The following is a 21,469-nucleotide window of genomic DNA, read 5'->3' on the forward strand; positions in this document are numbered from 1 at the left end:
CGTACGTGTCCAGGCTAGACCGTTGGTCCAGCTCACGTGCGTCCGGGACGTAGCTGTGATATGTACTCACCGGTAACCATCGGCCTCGTTGTCGATGACACCTTCGATTATCGAATTATTCCCTCGGTTCGTTTCGGCTGCAGTCCACAGCTGCGCGTAGAAGCCGCCCTGCGTGCGGAGCTCCGAATGTCGACCTACTTCCACGATACGGCCGCCGTCGACCACCACGATCAGATCTGCCCGCGCGGCGGTCGCCAAGCGGTGCGCGACGACAACTGCGGTGCGGGTCCGCGCGACGGCACTGCCGGCTGCGAGCACGGTGCGTTCGGTCGCGGGATCGAGCGTGGCGGTGGCTTCGTCGAGGAGCAGCAGGTCGGGGTCGACCAGCTCGGCCCTGGCCAGTGCGATCAGCTGTCGTTGACCTGCGGACAGCCCTTGGCCGCGCTCACCGACGGGTTGGTGCATGCCGCCGCGAAGTGCGGCGATGGTGCTCAGAGCACCCACCGAGCGTGCCGCGTTCTCGATGTCGGTGCGGCTGGCATCGGGTCTGCCGTAGGCGATGTTCGACGCCACGGTTCCGGTGAACAGGTGCGCTTCCTGCGGTACGACGCCGAGTCGGTGGCGGTAGTCCGAGAGGCGATAGTCGCGTAGATCGTGGCCGCCGACCCGCACCGATCCGGAGGTCGGATCGTAGAAGCGGGCCAGCAGTTTCACCACTGTTGATTTGCCCGCGCCGGTGCGTCCGACCAAGGCGACGGTGGTGCCGGCGGGGATGGTGAGATTTACCTCACTCAGGGCGTCGGAGTGGGCCCCGGCATACCGGAAACCGACATCGACGAGTTCTATGTCGGCGCGAAGGCGTCCGCCGGGAAGTGCGGTGGTGTTCGCGTCGGCGGAGGTTTCGATCGAACTCGTGGTGCGCAGGAGATCCCCGATGCGGCCGACACCGACACGTGCCTGCTGGTAACCGTCGAACACCTGCGAGAGCTGCTGGATGGGTCCGAAGAGCAGCCCGAGATAGAGCACGAACGCCACGAGGGTGCCCGCTGTGGTGGTGCCGGTGGCGATCTGATGCGCGCCGACGAACACGACGACGGCGAGGGCGATGTCGGAGAGCAACGTGATGAGGGGGAAGAACACCGAGATCGCGGTCTGCGATCGCATTCGACTCGCGCGGTAGCGGTCGGAGCGTTCGGCGAATCGGGATGCGGCGTACTCCTCGCGCCGGTAGGCCTGTGCCGCGCGCAAGCCGGTGACGTTCTCCTGGAAATCGGCGTTGACGATGGAGATTCGCTCGCGGGACGTCGAGTACGCCGCCGAGGAGATGCGCCGGAAGATCACGGTGGCCACGGCGAGCGGTGGCACGACGGCCAGCGCCACCAGCCCGAGAGTGGGGTCGGTGACGAGAAGAGCGGCGGCGATACCGACGACGGTCAACACACTCACCACCGCCGTCGATGCCCCGGTCTGAATGAACGACGACAGTGCGTCGACGTCGGTGGTCATGCGGGTCATGATGCGGCCCGACAGCTCACGTTCGTAGTAGTCGAGGCCGAGCCGCTGAATGTGCGCGTAGCTGCGGACGCGGAGTCCGAAGAGCACTCGCTCGCCCGCCCGCGCGGTGATCACCGTCGTCCAGCAGACGACGAACCAACTCGCCGCTGCCAACACGACGCCGATCGAGGTGGCGATCCACAGGGTGTTCGAGTCTCCACTCGCCACTCCGTTGTCCACCGCGTAGCGAACGAGCGAGGGGAAGGCGATCGAGGCCAGTGAGTCCAGCGCGAGAAGCACCACCACGACGGCGAGCAACGAGCGCACGGGGCTCAGCAGTCTCGACAGCCGGGCCTCCGGGTCGGGTCGACGCAGCTGCGATCCGGATGTGCCCGGATCCTCGGTCGCAGGCGGCAGGGCCGCGACTGCCCGGGATATGGCGGGTGTGGGTGCGAGCGAGCCGAAAGCCCCGGCCATCGCAGTTCCGTGACCACCGCCGCCTCCGGGCGCGGGTGTCGAGACTGCGCCGGGCTCGACCGTCGACTCCGGATCCGTGTCCGGCCAGAGCGTGTCGGCGGAGGGGTCGACGGTCTGCTCCGCACCGGGATCGTCGTTCTCCTCGCCGTCTCCACCGGCCAGGAGGGCCCGGAACAACGGACAACGCCGATCGAGTTCGTCGACGGTTCCGGTGTCGATGATGCGGCCGTTGTCGAGCACGGCGACGCGGTCGGCCAGGGTCAGGGTCGAGCGGCGATGAGCGAGAACGAGGGTCGCGCGCGTCCGGACGCCACGTAACGCGTCGAAGATGGAGGCCTCGGTCTCGGCGTCGACTGCGGAGGTGGCGTCGTCCAGGATCAGAATTCGCGGCTCGACGAGAAGAGCACGGGCCAGTGCGATGCGTTGGCGCTGGCCGCCGGACAGGGTGAGTCCGCGTTCGCCGACGAGGCTGTCGTATCCCTCGGGCAGCGCGTCGATGAAGGTCGATGCCTGTGCCAGCCGCGCCGCATGCTCGATCTCCTCCGCTGTGGCGTCGGGCCTGCCGAGGGCGATGTTGGCGGCGATGGTGTCCGAGAAGAGAAACGGCTCGTCGAACACGAGCGAGACCGCCTCGCGGAGCGACGTCGAGTCGAGGTCGTCGATATCGAACGACGTTCCGTCGGATGTCAGCGCAATCTGTCCCTCGGAGGGGCGATAGAAACGGGGGAGCAGCAGGGCGAGAGCGGTCTTTCCCGAGCCCGCGTGGCCGACGACGGCCACCGTCTCACCCGGCGAGATGGTCAGATTCAGGCCGGTCAGCACATCGCGTTCGGGCTCGAACCCGAAGGTCACCTCGGAGATGCGGACTCCGAGCGGACCGTCGGGCAATGCGACGGGGGCGGCCGGTTCCGGGTCGGACGGCTGGGTATCGACCACCTCGTAGACGCGCTCGACGGCCGCGCGGGAGAGCTGAGCCATGATCACCACCGACGAGACGGTGCGGGTCACGGCGGACAAGGTTGCGACGTAGGTGGCGAAGGCCAGGAACGTGCCGATCGTGATGTGGCCCTGCAGGGCCAGATAGCCGCCCAGGGCGATGACTCCGACGAGTCCGAGTTGCGGAATGGTGGCCAGCGACGGTGCGAACCGCGAGTTGATCTTCGCCGATCGCATGCGCTCGGCGAAGAGCGTGCGACCGAGCGTCTCGATGCGATCCACCGCACGGGCTTCCTGGCCGAAGCCCTTGACGACTCGAACGCCGGTGACGGTTTCCTCGACGTGCTGAGCCAGATCGGCGGCGCGTTGTTGCGCCGACCAGGTGGCCGCGAAGAGAGTGGGCCGCATTCGGTAGACCACGATGCTGACCGCAGGAACGATGAGTACCGCGACAACGGTGAGCAGCGGCGACAGATACGCCATCACCGCCAGCGCCAGTACGAACTGCAGGACGGCTCCCGCGGACAGCGGCACCATGGCCAGCAGACCCTGCACGAGTTGCAGGTCGGTGATCGATCTCGACACCACCTGGCCGGTGCGGATCTCGTCCTGCTTCCGACCGTCGAGCCGCTGCAGCGACGCGAGCAGGTCCAGGCGCAGATCGTGCTGAACGTCGATCGAGAGCCGGCCGGCGAGCATGCGTCGACCGAATTGGCAGGCGAACCGGACCAGACCCAACAGTGCGATGGCGGCGGCGACGGTGGCGATCTTCTCGCCGTTGCCTGCGGTCGCGTCGTCGATCGCTGCTCTGGTGAGCAGCGGGAACGAGATGTCGATGACCGCGGCGATCATCGTCACGCCCAGGGCTCCGAGTGCCGTCCGTCGATGCAGCAGGCACTGCGCGATCAGACGTCTGATCCACCCACGCCGGATACTCGGCGCGGGTTCTGCGCTGTCGAGTGTCGACGAGCCGCGTCGGGGTGCCGCTGCACGGTCTTTCACCGCATTACTGTGTGCCATCGATTCACCACGGTAGACCCGGGCACCGACAGCGTCGGCCTGCGAATGTGGGGACCGGTTGTCTGGGTCGTTCCGCAGGCTGCACTCCCGGTACCGACCTCAGTCGATGTCGCGAGTGCGGGCCAGGAACCAACCGACGCCGGTGAGAATCGCCGCCCACAGCGCGAGGCCAAGCGGTGCCCACGGCCACGACGCCAGGTCGCCCGCGTCGTCGAGTTGCGTCGCGGCCATGGTCGGCAGGGTCAGGTTCGACGGAAGCGCCACGGCGACCGATCCGAGCCCGAGTCCGAACAGAATCAGCGAGAGCAGACCCTCGCCGAACGGGAGCCAGGCGACGAGCACGACGGCGGCCCACGTCGGAGATTTGAGCAGCAGACCGAGGCCGGCACCGATGATCGACCACAGCATGACTGCGAGGAGGCACGACGCCACCACGCCGATGAACGCGCCGTCGAGCAGAACGGTCCGCTCGTTGAAGATCAGCAGGCAGATCAGGCTGGCCAGCAGCACCACCATGCCGTATCCGAGGCCGAACAAAGCAGTGACGACGAGCTTGGCGGCGATCACTCCGTCTCGGCCGCGAGCGGTGAGGAAGCTGGTGGTGATGGTCTGGTGGCGGAACTCGGTTCCGGTGTTGACGGCACCGAAGATGCCGGCGAACAGAATCGCGGCACCGGCGGCGACGTAGAGACCGATGGAGGCGACCCCGCCGGAGATGTCCAGGTCCTCCTCGAACTCGCCCAGCTGGTTCGCGATCACCGACGTGATGACGGATGCGAAGACTCCGACGACAATCGGTGCGATCGCCAGTCCCCACCAGAACTTCAGTGTCGTGACCTTGCGGATCTCCGACGTCAGCAACGCGTTCATCGCTGGCCCCCGTTCCAGTTCTGCGGCGGAGCGTAACTCTGCGGCGGCGGGCCGTAACCCGGCGGCGGGCCGTAACCCTGCTGCGGCCCGCCGTATGGGTTCTGTTGGACGGGTGCGGCGTTGTACTGACCCGCGGTCATGGACAGGAACACCTGCTCGAGGTCGACGTGTTCACTCGTGGTCCCGAAAATCGTCACCTGGGCGTCGGCTGCGATGCGGGCGATCGTGGCCGCGTCGGTCCCGGCAACACCGATGCGTCCGTCGGGCAGCAGTTGGGAATCGTTGAAGCCGTTCGACGCCAACGCGAGCGCCAGTTTCGCCGGATCCGAGGCGGCGACGAGCACGCGGCTGGGGCGGGTGGACCGCAGTTGTGCGATGGAACCCTGGTATTTCAGCGAGCCGGCGCTGACGATCACCAGGTTGTCGACGGTCTGCTCGATCTCGCGCAGAATGTGACTCGATATCAGGACCGTTCGCCCCGATGCGGCGTATGCCTTGAGGAAGTCCCTCAGCCAGGCGATTCCCTCGGGGTCCAGACCGTTCGCGGGTTCGTCGAGCACGAGGATTTCCGGATCCCCCAGCAGCGCTGTCGCCAACGTGAGGCGTTGACGCATGCCGAGGGAGAAGCCGCCTGCGGCGCGGTCGGCAACGTCACCGAGGCCGACGAGTCGCAGCACGTCGAGGGCGCGGCTGTCGGGTACGCCGATCGCGGCGGTGTAGATCTTCAGGTGATGGGCAGCGCTGCGCTTGGGGTGCACGCTCAACGAGTCGAGGACGGCCCCCACCGTGCGGGCCGGGTGTTCGGTCGTGCGGAACGGCGCGCCGTTGACGAGGCCGACGCCCGAGGTGGGTGCAACGAGTCCGAGGAGCATGCGCAGCGTCGTCGACTTACCCGAGCCGTTGGGGCCGAGGAATCCGGTGACGGTGCCGCGCGGGACGACGAAGCTCAGATCCGACACTGCGCGAACGGTGCCGAACTGCTTGGTCAGTGCCTGCGCTTCGAGCGCTGCTCCCGGATAGCTGGTCATCTGCGCGCAATCCCCCTGGCCGTTGGTCACCTCGTGTACCGGCTGCTCGCGGCAACCGGTACCCGAGGCTACGGGGTGCACCCGACATCGCCCTCGAGAGCGCCGTCTTCGGTCAGCGATGCAGCGCGGCGGCGATCTCTCGGTACGTCTCGAGCGGATCGGCCAGGTCGGGTAGCGAGTGCAGTGTCACGTGCGACGCACCCGCGTCGAGGTGCTCGTTCAACCGTGCTGCGATCGCATCGGCGGTGCCGTGCGCCACCAACGCGTCGATCAGTCGGTCGCTGCCGCCGTCGCCGATCTCCTCGTCGGAGTAGCCGAGTCGGTTCAGATTGTTGGTGTAGTTCCGCAGGTGCAGGTACGGGTTGTTGACCGGTGGTCGGCCGATCGAGCGCGCCTTCTCCGGATCCGACTCGAGGACCACCTTGTGCTCGGGTGCCAGAATCTTGCTCGGGCCCAATGCTTCTCGCGCTTCACGGGTGTGCTCGGGGGTCGTCAGGTACGGATGCGCACCCGCGGTGCGGTCGGCTGCCAGCGCGAGCACCCTCGGTCCGAGGGCTGCGAGGACGCGTCGTTCCACCGGAACTCCGGCCTCGTCGAGAGCGTCGAGGTAGGCCACCAAGGCGTCGTACGGCTTGGTGTATTCCTGCGTCGCCTCCGGGTGGCCTGCACCGATCCCGAGCACGAAACGGCCCGGGTGCTTGCTCTCCAACCGGTGATACGACGCGGCGACGTCGGCCGCTGCGTCCGACCAGATGTTGACGATGCCGGTGGCGACGACGACCGTCTCGGTGGCGTCGAGGATCTCCTCGGTGGTGGTCAGATCCGCAGGCGGTGAGCCGCCGAGCCAGATCGTGCCGTAGCCGAAGGATTCGATCGCGCGCGACAGTTCAGGGGTGAACGCCGAATGCAGTCGCCAGACGCCGTACTTGCCGAGTTCAGGTGTGGAAGTCATATCGGGTTCAACGCCGTCCTCGCGTGATGATTCCGCGGATGCCCCATCGGTTCAGGCATCCGGCTCGATGATGCGGTTCTCCGGGAACCGGGCAGGCGGAGGACCGAACGCGTCGCGGGCGTTCTTGATGACGCCCTTGCCGACGGCGCGGTTTCCCGCCCCGCCGATCGCCGCGCCGATGCCGGCGGGAAGCAACTTGCCGACCAACAACGCGCTGCGTTTGGCGAGGTACTTGGTGATGAACTTCTTCACCAAGGACTTGTTCATGCTGGTCATCGATCCACCGGGAATTCGAGACGTGATCAGCGGTCCCCAGTTCTTGGCAGTCTTTCCGACGGTTCGCTGCACGATCTGCATGCCCGATTCGCCCAGCGCGACCGAGAGCACCAGGGCGCGTCGCTGCTGGTGGTTTTCGACGGGTATGCCGTGGACGGCCGCGACCGACAGCGTCAGCAATGCCGAGGACTCGATGAAGAACGCGGTTTCGGCACCCACCGCGGCGATCGAGGCGACGGTCCCGACGCCGGGGATCGCCGCCGCCCCGCCCACCGCGGAGCCGCTGCCGGTGACCGCGAGCAGAAATCGCTTCTCCAGCCGTTCGATGATCTGCGCCGGGGTGTCGTACGGGTGTGCTCGACGCACGTGCGCGACGTATTTGTCGACGGCGGGTCCCTGGAGGCGGCTGGCGTTGTCGAGGATGTTGACGAGCGCGCGTTCGAGCTTGCCTCCGTTCGAGACCTCGACCTGTGCGTCGTCCTTCTTGCCTGCCATCGATGTCTCTTTCGGTCGCGTGTGTGGTTGCCGGTCGAACCTGGGGTTCAACGCACCCAGTGATCGGGCGGAACGAGCTCGTCGGGCTTCGGCGGCGAGGGAGCGGTGCCGTCGCCGAAGGGTGATCCTCTCAGGGCTTCGCGGCCGTGGGGTTCGAGCCACCCGGTCAGGTCCGGTCCGTTCGGCACGATGCCCGACGGATTGATGTCGGTGTGCACCTCGTAGTAGTGCCGCTTGATGTGGTCGAAGTCGACGGTGTCGCCGAATCCGGGGGTCTGGAACAGGTCGCGTGCGTAGTTCCACAGCACCGGGATCTCGCTGAGCTTGCTGCGGTTGCACTTGAAGTGGCCGTGGTAGACGGGATCGAAGCGCACCAATGTGGTGAACAGGCGCACGTCGGCCTCGGTGATGTGGTCGCCGACCAGGTATCGCTGCGTGGAGAGGCGTTCGACGAGCCAGTCGAGGCGGGCGAACAGTCGGTCGTAGGCCTTGTCGTATGCCTCCTGCGATCCAGCGAATCCGCAGCGGTAGACGCCGTTGTTGACGTCCTCGAACACCAGCTGGGCCACTTCGTCGATCTCGGTGCGCAGGGCCTCCGGGTACAGATCGGGTGCGCCGTCGCGGTGATACTGCGTCCACTCGGTCGAGAAATCGAGGGTGATCTGCGGGTAGTCGTTGGTGACTACTTGGCCGGAGGGAACGTCGACGATGGCGGGGACGGTGATGCCGCGCTCGTAATCGGGGAAGCGGGCGAAGAACGCGTCCTGAAGTCGAGGGATCTGCAGTACCGAGTCGACGCCGCCGGGCTCCTCCTGGAAGTTCCAACTCCGGGGATCATGGGTCGGACCCGGAATGCCGAGCGAGAGAACATCTTCGAGGCCGAGCAGCCGTCGGACGATGATGGATCGATGGGCCCATGGGCAGGCGCGCGCGGCGATCAGTCGGTACCGTCCCGGCTCCACCGGATACCCGTCCCGGCCGTCGGCGGTGATCCGCGTCGGGATGTAGTTGGTGTCGCGCTTGAATTCCTTGCCCGGTTCCACATATGCGGCATCGTCGGCCATGCTCTCGAACTCCTCACATCGATCGGTCTCATCTCGACGCTACCCAGTTCGTTGCCGGCTCAACCGGGTCACGGTCGGAGCACTGCGGTGTGGCACGCGCCGATTTCCACATATCCCAGCCGCGCGGCGAGGCGTCGAGCAACGGCGTTCTCGGGTCGCGATCGCCACTGCGGAATCAGGCCGTCGTCGATGGCGTCGTTGGTGGCCAGCCTGCCGACCACCTGGGCGTGGCCCCGTCGGCGATGGTTCGGGTCGGTCAGCACGCGCATGTCGGCCAGAATCAGCTGCTCCTCCGAGTAGCCGGCCGATGCGAGCGAATGGGCCGAGTCGGCAGGTCGGTCGTCGCCGAGCAGCGTGAACCAGTTCCGCGAGACCGGCTCGCCGAATGCTTCGGCGACGTCGGCGTCGCTGCAGTGCGCGGCAAGGTTGCGTGCGTGCTGCGCATCGTGGGAGATCAGCGGGTCGTGTACGTCGATGGTGTGGCCGATGTCCGAGCCGTACGCCAGCGTGTGGGTGCCGATCTCGTAGTGCGCCGAACGGTCGCCGAGCAGTGCCGAGATCCAGGTTCGGTCCGCGCTCGCCGGGCCGCTGATCGCGCGAGAGGCATCAACGGCCCAGGACGGTCCGACGATCACGGTGGTCTCGGCCAGTCGCAGCACGGTGACGTCGTCGGTGGCACCGACATGTTCGACGCGCTCGGCGTCGGTGTCGAGGGCTCGATCGTCCATCTGCAGTCGGCGACACCAGGCCAGACGGACGATGTCGAGTCGATGGGGATCGAAAGGGCCGGCATCGAGAAGGGGGAGATCCACGTCTGAAACCCTAGCCACCGAGGCGCTGAGCGACGTTCCGGTTTCACCGTCCAAAAGCAATCTTTCGAACTTTTTCGCCCCCGGTGTTTCGCTCAGCGCCGATAGATGGCAGACTCACTTTTGAGATTAGAGCTTCGACGTGAAGATCTAGCTCGCTTACAGAAGGTTTACAGAATGACGCAGGGCAGTGTGAAGTGGTTCAACGGCGAAAAGGGCTTCGGCTTCATCGAGCAGGATGGTGGCGGACCGGACGTTTTCGTTCATTACTCGGAGATTCAGGGTAGCGGCTTCAAGTCGCTCGACGAGGGCCAGCGCGTGGAGTTCGAGGTGGGCCAGGGTCAGAAGGGCCCCCAGGCTACCGGCGTCCGCGCCATCTGATTCAAGCTTCGTAACCCGACTTCTCCTGGTGGAGTGACCTTTTCGAAGTAAATTCCACCAGAAACTCGGTGACAAGACCGGATACACGGAAGAAATTCCGAGTATCCGGTCTTCGTCTGTTTCGAAGTGCCTGCGGCAGTGGTGCGGTTTGGTGCCTTCCAGGGCACTTGTTCACACCACTGCCGCAGGCACTCACAGCCCCAGATCGCGTCCGATCAGTTCCTTCATGATCTCGTTCGATCCGGCCCAGATCTTCGTCACGCGAGCGTCTTTCCACGCCCGAGCGGCGCGGTATTCGTTCATGAATCCGTAGCCGCCGTGTAGCTGGACGCAGTGGTCGAGGATTTCGTTCTGCACCTGCGAGCTCCACCACTTCGCCTTGGCGGCGTCGATGGCGGTCAGTTCACCGATCCCGTGTGCGGCAATGCAGTTGTCGATGTACGCCTGTGCCACATCGAATTTGGTGACGAGCTCGGCGAGCAGAAACTTGTTCCATTGCAGTGAGCCGATCTGCTGGCCGAAGGCCTTGCGATCCTTGGCGTACTGCAGCGTCTCCTCGAGAATGGGACGGACGTGTCCGAGGTTGGCCACCGAGCAGCTGATGCGTTCCTGGGGGAGTAGCTGCATCATGTGGATGAAGCCGCCGTCGAACTCGCCGATCATGTTCGAGCTCGGGACTCGTACGTTCTCGAAGAACAGCTCGGCCGTGTCGGATTCGGGCTGACCGACCTTGTCGAGCTTGCGGCCGCGGGAAAACCCTTCGGTGCCGTTCTCGACGGCGAACAGCGTGATGCCCTTGGCCTTCTTCTCCGGCGTGGTGCGGGTGGCGACGATGACCAGGTCTGCGGAGTTGCCGTTGGTGATGAAGGTCTTCGAACCGTTGATGATGAAGTCGTCTCCGTCCTTGACAGCAGTGGTCTTCAGCGCGGCCAGGTCGGAGCCACCGGACGGTTCGGTCATCGCGATCGCCGTGAGGATCTCGCCGCTGCAGAAGCCGGGCAGCCAGCGCTTCTTCTGCTCTTCGGTGGTGAGCTTGACCAAGTAGGGCGCGACGATGTCCACGTGGATACCGAAGCACGACGCCACCGCGGCGCTCGAGCGGGCGAGTTCCTCGGCGAGGACGGCGTTGAATCGGTAGTCCTCGGCTCCGCTGCCGCCGTATTCTTCCGGTACTTCCAGTCCCAGGAAGCCGTTGCGTCCGGCTTCGAGCCAGATCTCGCGGTCGATGTATCGCTGCTCGACGAGCTTTTCCTCGACCGGTGTGATGGTCCGGGTGACGAATTCGCGTACCGACGCGCGGAAGTCCTCGTGATCGGCCTCGAACAAGCTGCGCTTCATCTATCTGTTCCTCTCGGTAACGGTGAGCTATCAGCGAACAATACTCGTTGGTAACAACCGTCCCGGACCGGTGTGGCACTATGCGAACCATGGCTGACGCACCCACTTCGCTCGTTCGATCGACCACCGCGGCAGGCGCCGAGCTCGCCGTCCTCACCTTCGACCACGGTCCGCTCAACCTCTTCGATCAGGCCATGTTCGACGCGGTTGCCGCGAACGTTGCCGATCTCGTCGCACGCCCCCCGCGGGCGGTGTTGTTGCGCGCCGAGGGCAAGGTGAACTCTGCGGGCGTCGACGTGCACGTCTTCGATGGTCTGTCCGCCGCGCAGGGTGCCGATCTGTGGCGTGGATTGTTCGCACAGATTGCCCATCCGCTCGAGGCGCTGCCCTGCCCGGTGATCTACGCCGCGCACGGTTTGACGCTCACGGCGGCGTTCGAGATCTCGCTGGCGTGCGACATCATTCTCGCCGGTCCCAAGGCCAAGTTCGGTCTGGTCGAGACCGTCGTCGGTCTGACACCGTCGATGGGTGGACCGCAGCGCCTCGCCGAGCGGGCCGGTTCGGGTCGAGCTCGCGAGCTCGTCATGACCGGTGATCTGTACGACGCGCAGACGCTGAAGGAGTGGGGCGTGGTCAATCAGATCCACGACGACGTCGATGCCGCGGCGCTCGCGCTGACGCATCGCCTGGCCGACGGCCCCACCGTCGCGCATGCGGCAACCAAACAGATTGTGGCAGCGTGGCGTTCGGGCGGCGTGGCCCACGCGGACGAGATCACCTCGGAGGTCTCCGGAGCACTGTTCGAGACCGAGGATCTGCGGGGTGCGGTGAAGAGCTTCCTCGAGGTCGGCCCGGGGAAGGCTACGTACACGGGCAAGTAGCATCGGGTGAGTGAGTACCGATCAGCTGGCCGAACTGCACCTGCACATCGAAGGGTCGCTCGAGCCTCCGCTGATATTCGATCTCGCCGAGCGCAACGGATTGTCACTGCCGTACAACGACATCGATGAATTGCGGGCGAAGTACGAGTTCAGCGACCTGCAGTCGTTCCTGGATCTGTACTACGCGAACATGGCCGTGCTGCGCACTGCCGAGGATTTCGCCGATCTCGCCCGGGCCTACTTCCGCCGCACCGCGCAGGCCGGGGTGACGCACGCGGAGATCTTCTTCGATCCGCAGGCGCACACCGAGCGTGGTGTCCCGCTCGAGGCCGTCGTCGACGGTTTGGCCGACGCCTGCGCATCCAGCGAGCGCGAATTCGGTGTCTCCAGTGGGTTGATCGCGTCGATCCTGCGGGACAAGCCCGTGCTGCATGCCAATCAGCTGTTGGACGATCTGTTGGCCATGCGGGCCCCGATCATCGGTCTCGGCCTCGATTCCGCAGAGGTGGGCTACCCGCCATCGCTGTTCGTCGACGTGTTCGCCAAGGCCCGCGCCGAGGGTCTGCACGTCGTCGCCCACGCCGGTGAGGAAGGTCCACCCGACTACATCTGGCAGGCATTGGATCTGCTGAAGGTCGAGCGCATCGACCACGGGGTGCGGTGCCTCGAAGACGAGGCGCTGGTGAATCGTCTTGTCGAGGAACAGATTCCGCTCACGGTATGCCCGCTGTCCAACGTCCGGCTCAAGGTGATCGACGATGTAGAGCAGCTGCCGCTGCGACAGATGCTCGAGCGGGGCCTGTCGGTGTCGATCAACTCGGACGATCCCGCCTACTTCGGCGGCTACGTCGACGATAATTTCTCTGCCCTCGAAGCGGGAATGGGTCTCACCACGGCCGAGCGAAAGCAGCTGGCCGAGAACTCGATTCGCGCGAGCTTCGCGACTGTCTAGATCAGCGCGACTGTCTGGATCAGCTCGCCGTCACCGAGATCCTGGGGTAGCCGGTCGCTCCGTCGGGAACGGTGTCCGCGGTTCTGTTGGTCTGCAGTTCTTCGGCGGAGTTGGTGGCGCGGGCGCGGATCGAATGCTGCCCCGCGGATAGGTCGAGCTCGACCGTCCATTGCCGCCAGGTGTCCTTGGAGTACTCCTCCGACAGCGTGGCCGGCACCCAGTTGCCCTCGTCCACTTGCACTTCCACGCCGTCGATTCCGGTGTGCTGGTCCCACGCCACTCCGGCGATCACCGTTTGCCCGGCCGGCACGGAACTGCCCGATCGCGGGGTGTCGATCCGCGAGGCCGTCTTGATCGGTCCGCGTTCGCCCCAACCTCGGTCGGTCCAGTACGCCGTCGCGCGGTCGAAGCGGGTGATCTCGATGTCGGTGACCCACTTGGTCGCCGAGACGTATCCGTACAGGCCGGGGACGACGAGCCGGGCCGGGTAGCCGTGCTCGACGGGCAGCGGTGCACCGTTCATCCCGACGGCCAGGAGGGCGTCGCGACCGTCGAGCAGAACCTCGAGGGGAGTGCCCGCGGTGAAGGCATCGCTGCTCGACGACAGGGCCATGTCGGCGTCGGGGGAGATGCCCGCTTCCTCGAGAATGTCCCTGAGCGGGTAGCCGATCCACGTCGCATTGCCCACGAGGTCGCCGCCGACGATATTGGACACGCAGGTCAACGTGACCGTCTTTTCCACTGCCTGGCGTTCGGCGAGGTCGGCGAACGTCAGCTCGATCTCGCGGTCGACCATGCCGTGGATGCGCAGCGACCAGTCCTCCGACGCCACGCGCGGCACGACCAACGCGGTGTCGATGCGATAGAAGTCGTCGTTCGGGGTGATGTACGACGCGAGGCCGTCGATCTGTAGGTCAGCCCCGGCCGGTATCGGGGGTTGCGGCGTCGGCGTGGGCAGCATGAAGCCGAGTCGATCGGCGGTGACGGCGCGGGCGGAGGTGAGCATCCGTCCGGCTGTTCCGGCGACGACGCCGAGTACCGCGGCACCGGCGGCGAGAGTGAGGAAGCTGCGTCGGTTCATTCCTTCGGTCGCAGGCGCGGCGGCACCGATGAGGGCGTGCAGCACGACGATGCCGACGATGACGCCGCCGATGGTCGGGACTGCGGACAAGGCCGTCGCGTCGGGTCGGGTCACTGCGGCGAGTACGCCCACGACGCCCAGCGCGGCGAACACCACGGCACCGATCGGCTTGCGGGCGATGCCTGCTGCCGCGGCGATCGCTCCGATCACCACTGCCATGCCGATGAACAGGGCGAGCTTGTCGGAGGTGCCGAACGTGTCGATGGCCCATTCACGGATCGGGGCCGGACTGTTGTCGACGGCCGAGGAGCCGACGGCGGTCAGCGGTGACGAGTTGGGTCCGATGGGGACGGTGATCAATTCACCGACGCCGAGGACCACCCCGGCGGCGACGATGCCGGACAGCGCGCGTTTTCCTGTGCTCACTCGTTCCAATGTAAGCGTGCGGGGAGTGGCTACGTGCACAGGACACTCCACTCGACGCGTTCACCTGGGGAAACCCACTCGACGGTCACAGGAGTGGAGCAAAAATTGCGCGCAGCGCTACACCGGTCGGCCACTCAGGACAGTAGGTGTTCGAGGTATCTGCTGCCGAACAGCTTGATCGGGTCCATCGCATCCCGAACACGCAGGAAGTCGTCGAAGTGTTCGTATATATCGCGCAGCTCGTCGCCGCCGAGGGAGTGCAGTTTGCCCCAGTGTGGCCTGCCGCCGACGCTGCGACAGATGGCCTCGACGGCGTCGAAGTACTCGCGGTGATCGCGTCGGTGGTACTGGTGCACGGCGATATAGGCCGTCGGGCGCCCGCACGCGGTGGAGAGCCAGATGTCGTCGGCCGCGGCGAACCGCACTTCGACGGGGAACGCGATGGACACGGCAGACCGCTCGAGCCAGCGATCCACCTCCCGCAGCACCCGGCCGATCTCGGCTGCAGGCACGGCATATTCCATCTCGACGAACTTGACGGTCCGCGACGACGCGAACACCCGGTACGAACGATCGGTGTACTCGCGGGCTGACAGCGCTCTCGCCGAGACCGCGTTGATGCGTGGAATCAGGGCAGGCACCCGCGTCACCACGCGGTTGAGGCCCTCGAAGACCGTGTTGGACAGCAATTCGTCGTCGAGATACGACCGCACCTTTCCCAGCGGACGCAGCGCAGCGTCGCCGGGCAGTCGGGTGTTGCGTTTGGTCAGCACTCGGTCGGTGTGCGGAAACCAGTAGAACTCGAAATGGTCGACGCCTGCCACGATCGCATCGAGATCGACGAGCGTCGCCCGCAGCGTCGACGGCTCCTCGACGGCCCGGAGGGCGAAGGCCGGAACGCACTCGAGCGTGACTCGGGTGATGACACCGAGCACACCGAGCCCGACGCGGGCCGCGTCGAACAGTTCCGTGTTCTCCTCGCGAGAGCACTGCACGAGCCGGCCGTCCGAGGTCATCAGTTCCAGTGCGCGCACCTGGGTGGCGATGCCGCCGAACCGGGCTCCGGTTCCGTGAGTGCCCGTGGAGATGGCTCCGGCAATCGATTGTTCGTCGATGTCGCCGAGGTTGGTCATGGCCAGGCCGAGGTCCCACAACTGCGCGGTCAGCTCGCGCAGCCGGGTGCCTGCGAGCACCGTCACCCGGGCGGAACCGTCGTCCTCGCGCACCACCGATTCGATCCCGCGCAGCGAATCCAGGCTGATCTGCACGCCGTCGGTGACCGCGATCGGGGTGAAGGAGTGGCCTGCTCCGACGCACCGCACCGTCCGAAATCGTTCGACGGCGTCCCGCAGAATCGCACGCAACTCGTCCACCGATGAGGGCTCGGCTCGATGCACCGGATACGCATGCTGGTTCCCCGCCCAGTTCTGCCACGACCGCTCGATCATCGAATCACTATCGCACTGCTCGAACGGCGGGTCATTCCGCAGGCTCCACTGCTGCAACCTCCGGGTCATTCCGCAGGCTCCACTCCCGTGGGTCAATCGGAGGCACAGAACTCGTCCGCGCCCTAGGATCGGGTGATGCAATCGAGGCTGCCCGCTGATGTGCGGCGCGCACAACTGGTGCAGTCTGCGATCGATGTCGCGGAGCGGGTCGGCATCGAGTCTCTGACCGTGCGTGCTCTCTCGGAGCACGCCGATGTCACCAAGGGCATCGTGCAGTACCACTTCGAGACCAAGCAGGATCTGGTGATCGCGATGGGGGAGCACCTCATCGTCGACGTCACCGAGATTCTGCATGCCGCGTTGGACAGCGCGGTGGGCACGCGCGAACTTCCGGGTGTCCGTGGTCTGCGAGAGCTGGTGCACGGCGGTCTGAGCGCGGTGTGGTTGCTGATCGAGAAGTCACCGGGTCGGCAGTTGCTCGCGTACGAGATCAAGACCTATCTGCTGCGCCATCGTGCGCTCGGGTCCGCCACGGCCGCCGAGATCGCCAGTGGGCAGTACCGAATCCGGGACTCCGAGGCCCGGTTGTTCTTCGAGAAGTGTTCCGCCCACACCGGGACGCGCTGGCTGGAACCGGTGGCGTCGATCGCGCGTTTCGGGATGGCCACCCTCGACGGCCTGGTGCTGCGATGGTTGGTCGACGGCGACGATCTCGAGGTGCTGGCGCAGATCGACGACCTGTCGGGTCTGATAGCGGCCAAGGCTCAGGACCGCTGACTGCTCGCCGGGACTTCTCGGCTGTGGAGTGTTTGACTGTTCGGACCTGGCAACGACAAAGGAATGAGCCGCATGAGTTCGATCGCCGGTGTCGCAACCACCGACACGACACCACTGTCCCGTATCGCCGCTGCCACCGAAGGGTTCGAATCACTCTTGGCTGCAGTCGATCTGGCGGCCCTCGATGCCAATGCTGCGGCGCTGCGAGCACGGGCGGACGGAGTGCCGATCAGGATCGCGAGCAAATCGGTTCGGTCCCGGGCGGTGCTGGAGCGGGTGCTCGCGGCCGACGGCGTGAGCGGGGTCATGGCGTACTCCTTGCGTGAGGCGATCTGGTTGGCACGCCACGGCGTCGAGGACATCCTGATGGGGTACCCGACGGTCGACCGCACCGCCCTCGCCGAGGTCGTCAACGATCATGTTCTGTCGGGGCGCATCACGCTGATGGTCGACGACGTCGCACAGCTGGACATCGTGCGCGACGCCACCGCCAGCGATCTTCTCAAGCCACGTATCTGTCTCGACGTCGATGCCTCGCTGCGGATCGGGCCGCTGCACATCGGTGTCAGACGTTCGCCGCTGCGCGAACCCGAGCAGGTCGCAGCCTTCGCGCGGGCGGCGCATGCGCGGGGGTTCCGAGTAGTCGGGTTGATGTTCTACGAGGCGCAGATCGCCGGTGTGCCCGATGCCAATCTTGCGGTGGAATGGATGAAGTCGCTGTCGTCTCGTGAGATCTCCACGCGCAGAACGGTGGTGGTCGAGGCAGTGACTGCGGCAGTCGGCCGGATCGAGATCGTCAACAGTGGCGGTACCGGGTCGATCGAGTTCTCGGCGGCCGATCCCGTCGTCACCGAGGTGACCGCGGGATCGGGTTTGTTCGCGCCGACGCTCTTCGATCGGTATCGCGCGTTCTCGGCCGAGCCGTCGCTGTTCTTCGCGCTGCCCGCGGTGCGCAAGCCGACGCCACAGATCGCGACGTTGTTCGGCGGCGGCTACATTGCGTCGGGTCCGGCGTCGGTGTCGAGGTCCCCGCGGCCGATCGCGTGGTCGAGAAAGGCCAGGGGCGTGGTGACGTCGAGTCTGAAGTTGCTGCGCAACGAAGGTGCGGGCGAGGTCCAGACTCCGGTGAGCGGAGCGGCAGAGATCAGGATCGGTGATCGCGTCTGGTTCCGGCATGCCAAGGCCGGCGAGCTGTGCGAGCGATTCGACACCCTGCATCTGGTACACGCCGACGGGTCCGTCGAGGCGGTCCCCACCTATCGTGGTGAGGGCATGGCGTTCGGCTGAATTCCGTTCTCGCACAGGCTCATGAAAGTGCCGAGGGTGACCAGTCCGGCCGGGGTCGACGGCAGGTACCGGGTCAGTGCCCGCGACCGGACCAGTATCGCGGCCCACTGGCCTCGCGAGACGGCGACGTTGAGTCTGTTGCGGGACAACAGGAATCCCATGCCTCGTGGCACGTCTTCGATTGCCGACGCGGCCATCGAGATCAACACCACCGGTGCCTGCCGTCCTTGGAACTTGTCGACGGTGCCCACCGAGACCTCGTCGAGTCCGGCGGCCGCGAGTCGCAGGGCGATGACGGCCACCTGCGCGTTGTAGGCCGCGACGACCAGGAAGTCGCCCTGGTCCATGGGCCGCGCACCCTCGAAGGATTGCGGGTCGCTCCACAGTCGGCCCAGCAGCTTCTGGACGTGAGTGACGATCTCGTCGGCTTCCTCCATCGAGTCGGTGGAGTTGCCGTGGTGGTCGAGGTTGACGAGGTGCAGGCCGGGTTCGAGCGACTCCAGTGAACGTGCTTGTGTCACAGCACGGTTGGACTCGAGCTTGCCCTCGTACGACAGTGCCGAGACCGGCGCGCACAGATCGGGATGCATCCGCCACGTCGTGGCCAGGAAGTACCCGCGGTCGGCGGGCAGCGTGGGGTGACCGCTGGTGATCCAACCCAGAGCCGACTCGTCGACGGGTTCGGGGTGGGTGCCCTGGCTGACCTGCGGCAACTGTGCCGGATCGCCGAGCAGCAGCAGGTTGCGTGCGGACACCGAGACGGCGATGGTGTTGGCCAGCGAGAATTGCCCGGCCTCGTCGATGACCAGCAGATCGAGCGACTCGGGCGGAATGCGGCCGGGGTTGGAGAAGTCCCAGGCGGTACCGCCGATGACGCAGCCGTCCTCGGCCTCGGTGACGAAGCGCGAGTACTCCGCCGGGTCGACGACGGTGTGGGCGGTCGGGGCTTTCTTACCCACCCGACCCGGGTCGACTCCGGCCTGAACAATCGTGTCCAGCAGATTGTTCACCACGTGATGCGACTGGCCCACCACCCCGACCTTCCAGTGATGGACATCGACCAACTCGGCGATGACCCGCGCAGCGGTGTACGTCTTCCCGGTCCCGGGTGGTCCCTGTACGGCAACGTACGACCGGTCCAGATCGAGCAGCGCCGCCGTGACGGCTGCCGCGTAGTCACCGGCGCGCACCTCGGGAAGGCCGGTGCCGGAACGGGTTCGGGGCGGTGAGAGCGTCAGCAGATCGGCGACGGCCGTGCGAGGAAGGTGCGGCAGTGCGGCGTGGACCTCGGCGGCGACGGCAACGATCGCCTGCTCCAGATACTTGGTGGCCGGGGGCGGCTCGGGTGCGGTGGCGACAGGGAAGTCGGAGTACTCGTCCACTCCCTTGCGCAGGTTCTCCTGCACCACCACCATGTCGAGGGTGCCCTCGTAGCCCGCTTCCACGATCTCGACCGTCGTGGTCGCGCGATGGGTCGGCTGCTGTTTCGGTAATCCCTCCGGGGCCGGGTTTTCGTAGAGCAGCTTGACCTTGGAGCTCGACAGGACTCCGCTGCTCAAGTGTCCCAACAGCTTGAGCTGTCGTCGCAGGACCCGTTGCTTCGGTGCAGTCTTCATCCAGTCGTGCACCAGCTCGGCGCGCTCGACCTTCAGCACGTCGGCCGCGTCTGCCCACTCGTCGAGCGGGTGGGTGAGGCGATCGAAGTGCGCCCACCAGAACGGCTTTCGCTCGCGTCGGTGGTAGCCGATGGAACCGGAGAACAATGCGACGGCCTGCTGCGTCGAGGTGCGCTCCCACGGCAGACCGGCGTAGTCGGCGAGTTCGAGCTCCAGCGGGCTCGCGGTGTCCGTCGCACCGTCTTCGAGTTCGAGATGCTGCCGAGCCCGCGGCTGCACACCGGCGCCCGACGCGCGCCTCAGTAACCAATCCCGCAGTCGCAGCGTCGATTCGCAGTCGGTGCGGTTGTACTCGGCGATATCGGCGAGGAGCGCAGCAGCCTCGGCGTCCTTGCCCTGGTCTCGTAGATCGCACCAGTTCGCGTATTCGACGATCGACGCGGCCGCATCGGTGACGTCCCCGTCGCGGGCCGCGGGCATGTACAGGGGTTCGAGCTTCTTGATGCTGTATGACCTGGCTCCGATGCGCACCGCAGATCGCACGATCGGGTAGAGGTCAACCAGAACGTCGTCCCGCAGTAGGTCGTCGACCGCGTCCTCACCCACTCCGTAGCGTCCGGCGAGGCGCAGTAGCGCGGTCTTCTCGTACGGCGCGTAGTGGTAGACGTGCATGTTCGGGTAGGCGGCGCGACGGGTGGTCACGTAGTCGAGGAAGTCGATCAGGGCGCGGCGTTCCTGCGCGCGATCGTGCGCCCAGAACGGGAGGAAATCGCCGTCGGCGGTGTAGACACCGAACAGGTACTCGAGTCCCCATTCGGCACTGCCGGCCTCGGCCCACAGTGGGTCGCCCTCGAAGTCGAAGAAGATGTCGCCCGGATCGGGCTCGGGGATCACACCGAGGGCGTCGGCGTCGAAGATCTCGAACTCGGCGTCGCCGCTGTGTTCCTGACGAACCTGCAGCGCGGCCTGAGCTCGCAGATTCGTGACCGTGCGAGACGACATGCCGTCCACGCTTCCGGTCGATGCAGCCAGTTCGTCGACCGTCGAGATGCCGGCGTCGAGCAGTCTGTCCCTGGTGCTCGCGCGCATGCCTGCGACGAGAACCAGGTCGCGGTGCTGTTCCACCTCGACCGTGCATGCCTCGCACTGCCCGCAGCCGGAATAGCGCGAGTCGAACCAGTCGACGACGGTCCCCTCGGCGTGGTGCTCGTCGAGGATGTGTTGCAGGTGTTCCCTGGACTGTCGGTAGACCGGCAGGATCTCGGCGAGCGAGTGCGCGGAGTCGCTGCCGTCGCCGAGCATCAGGTGCACCTCGTCGCTCGGGGTGATGCCGCCGGACCGCAGCGCGTCCGCGTAGGCCGCCAACTGCAGCAGTGCCGACACCTTCGCGTGCCGCGACAACTTGGTGTCGTACACGGCGTACCGATCGCCCTCGGCCACCAGGAAGTCGCAGAAACCGAGAAATCGGCCGTCGAAGAACGTGGCCTGATAGACCACGGGTGTGCGGGAGGTCAGGGCGGTGAACGTCGCCCAGGCCGCGTCGGCCATTTCCTGCGCTGTGCGTCCCGGTCGGTCCATCGTCAGGACGCCGCCGGGAAACCGCTGCTGGAATGTCTCGAGTTGACGGCGTTCGTGCTCGAATCCGAGTGCAGAGGTGCGGTCGAGCATCGGATCCGGCTCGGCGGTGGCCCGCGGGATCAGACCGGTGAGGCCGTCGAGTCGGCGCAGCAGTCCGAATTCGCACGACGCTGCCGCGGCGAGGTCGCTGGCGCTGTAGATGACGCGATCGCCGATGAGGAACACGCGCCCACCCTAGTCACCGCCGCGAGCGGTTCCGGTCACGTTGCGCGCGGATGCCGTC

At 66.1% G+C, this 21,469-nt stretch carries 16 protein-coding genes; 5 read left to right on the forward strand and 11 right to left on the reverse strand.

From position 1 onward, the window contains the following. Positions 1-66 precede the first annotated feature (66 nt). From AB0362_RS22175 to AB0362_RS22205, 7 genes are all read right to left on the reverse strand, one after another. On the reverse strand, positions 67-3,840 hold the full coding sequence (locus tag AB0362_RS22175) for an ABC transporter ATP-binding protein (protein ID WP_317810608.1): 3,774 nt from the start codon (positions 3,838-3,840) through the stop codon (positions 67-69). Between the two features lie 186 nt (positions 3,841-4,026). Beyond that, positions 4,027-4,797: a hypothetical protein gene (locus AB0362_RS22180; RefSeq protein ID WP_317534041.1), complete on the reverse strand. Its 771-nt coding sequence runs from the start codon at positions 4,795-4,797 to the stop codon at positions 4,027-4,029. After that, entirely contained in the window at positions 4,794-5,825 is a 1,032-nt protein-coding gene (locus AB0362_RS22185; RefSeq protein WP_317534058.1) for an ATP-binding cassette domain-containing protein, read from the reverse strand. Before AB0362_RS22185 ends, AB0362_RS22180 begins: the two co-directional genes overlap by 4 nt. A gap of 112 nt (positions 5,826-5,937) precedes the next feature. After that, positions 5,938-6,777, reverse strand: coding sequence for an LLM class F420-dependent oxidoreductase (locus AB0362_RS22190; RefSeq protein ID WP_149407952.1), 840 nt, complete (start codon positions 6,775-6,777; stop codon positions 5,938-5,940). Positions 6,778-6,828: 51 nt separating this feature from the next. Continuing rightward, positions 6,829-7,548, reverse strand: a complete 720-nt coding sequence (locus tag AB0362_RS22195; RefSeq protein ID WP_094668546.1) for a hypothetical protein — start codon at positions 7,546-7,548, stop codon at positions 6,829-6,831. Positions 7,549-7,595: 47 nt separating this feature from the next. Further along, complete coding sequence (locus AB0362_RS22200) at positions 7,596-8,612, reverse strand: glutathione S-transferase C-terminal domain-containing protein (protein ID WP_188078853.1); 1,017 nt, start codon at positions 8,610-8,612, stop codon at positions 7,596-7,598. A 68-nt stretch (positions 8,613-8,680) separates the two neighbouring features. Next, complete coding sequence (locus AB0362_RS22205; protein WP_317534042.1) at positions 8,681-9,424, reverse strand: GNAT family N-acetyltransferase; 744 nt, start codon at positions 9,422-9,424, stop codon at positions 8,681-8,683. A gap of 174 nt (positions 9,425-9,598) precedes the next feature. On the opposite strand from AB0362_RS22205, the gene AB0362_RS22210 reads away from it, so the two are divergent. Beyond that, complete coding sequence (locus AB0362_RS22210) at positions 9,599-9,802, forward strand: cold-shock protein (RefSeq protein ID WP_008714360.1); 204 nt, start codon at positions 9,599-9,601, stop codon at positions 9,800-9,802. Between the two features lie 192 nt (positions 9,803-9,994). Here AB0362_RS22210 and AB0362_RS22215 read toward each other — a convergent pair whose 3' ends face one another. Further along, positions 9,995-11,140: an acyl-CoA dehydrogenase family protein gene (locus tag AB0362_RS22215; protein WP_317534043.1), complete on the reverse strand. Its 1,146-nt coding sequence runs from the start codon at positions 11,138-11,140 to the stop codon at positions 9,995-9,997. Between the two features lie 89 nt (positions 11,141-11,229). Here AB0362_RS22215 and AB0362_RS22220 point away from each other — a divergent pair, with 89 nt between their 5' ends. Both AB0362_RS22220 and AB0362_RS22225 read left to right on the forward strand, forming a co-directional pair. Beyond that, complete coding sequence (locus tag AB0362_RS22220; protein WP_068053232.1) at positions 11,230-12,021, forward strand: enoyl-CoA hydratase/isomerase family protein; 792 nt, start codon at positions 11,230-11,232, stop codon at positions 12,019-12,021. A 10-nt stretch (positions 12,022-12,031) separates the two neighbouring features. Next, entirely contained in the window at positions 12,032-12,973 is a 942-nt protein-coding gene (locus AB0362_RS22225) for an adenosine deaminase (protein WP_149407955.1), read from the forward strand. 19 nt (positions 12,974-12,992) lie between these two features. Here AB0362_RS22225 and AB0362_RS22230 read toward each other — a convergent pair whose 3' ends face one another. After that, on the reverse strand, positions 12,993-14,480 hold the full coding sequence (locus tag AB0362_RS22230; protein ID WP_317810588.1) for a molybdopterin-dependent oxidoreductase: 1,488 nt from the start codon (positions 14,478-14,480) through the stop codon (positions 12,993-12,995). 134 nt (positions 14,481-14,614) lie between these two features. Next, a complete protein-coding gene (locus AB0362_RS22235; RefSeq protein ID WP_317810587.1) occupies positions 14,615-15,928 on the reverse strand; it encodes a D-arabinono-1,4-lactone oxidase in 1,314 nt (437 codons plus the stop codon). A 135-nt stretch (positions 15,929-16,063) separates the two neighbouring features. Between AB0362_RS22235 and AB0362_RS22240 the strand changes: the two genes are divergently transcribed. Both AB0362_RS22240 and AB0362_RS22245 read left to right on the forward strand, forming a co-directional pair. Next, on the forward strand, positions 16,064-16,705 hold the full coding sequence (locus AB0362_RS22240; RefSeq protein ID WP_068053247.1) for a helix-turn-helix domain-containing protein: 642 nt from the start codon (positions 16,064-16,066) through the stop codon (positions 16,703-16,705). 72 nt (positions 16,706-16,777) lie between these two features. Then, complete coding sequence (locus tag AB0362_RS22245) at positions 16,778-17,992, forward strand: alanine racemase (RefSeq protein ID WP_317810586.1); 1,215 nt, start codon at positions 16,778-16,780, stop codon at positions 17,990-17,992. Here the strand turns inward: AB0362_RS22245 and AB0362_RS22250 are convergent. Continuing rightward, complete coding sequence (locus AB0362_RS22250) at positions 17,962-21,411, reverse strand: TM0106 family RecB-like putative nuclease (RefSeq protein WP_317810585.1); 3,450 nt, start codon at positions 21,409-21,411, stop codon at positions 17,962-17,964. The genes AB0362_RS22245 and AB0362_RS22250 overlap by 31 nt on opposite strands. Positions 21,412-21,469 lie beyond the last annotated feature (58 nt).

The sequence above is a fragment of the Rhodococcus sp. NPDC079359 genome (genome assembly GCF_040702585.1).
In the GTDB taxonomy this organism is placed as follows: domain Bacteria; phylum Actinomycetota; class Actinomycetes; order Mycobacteriales; family Mycobacteriaceae; genus Rhodococcoides.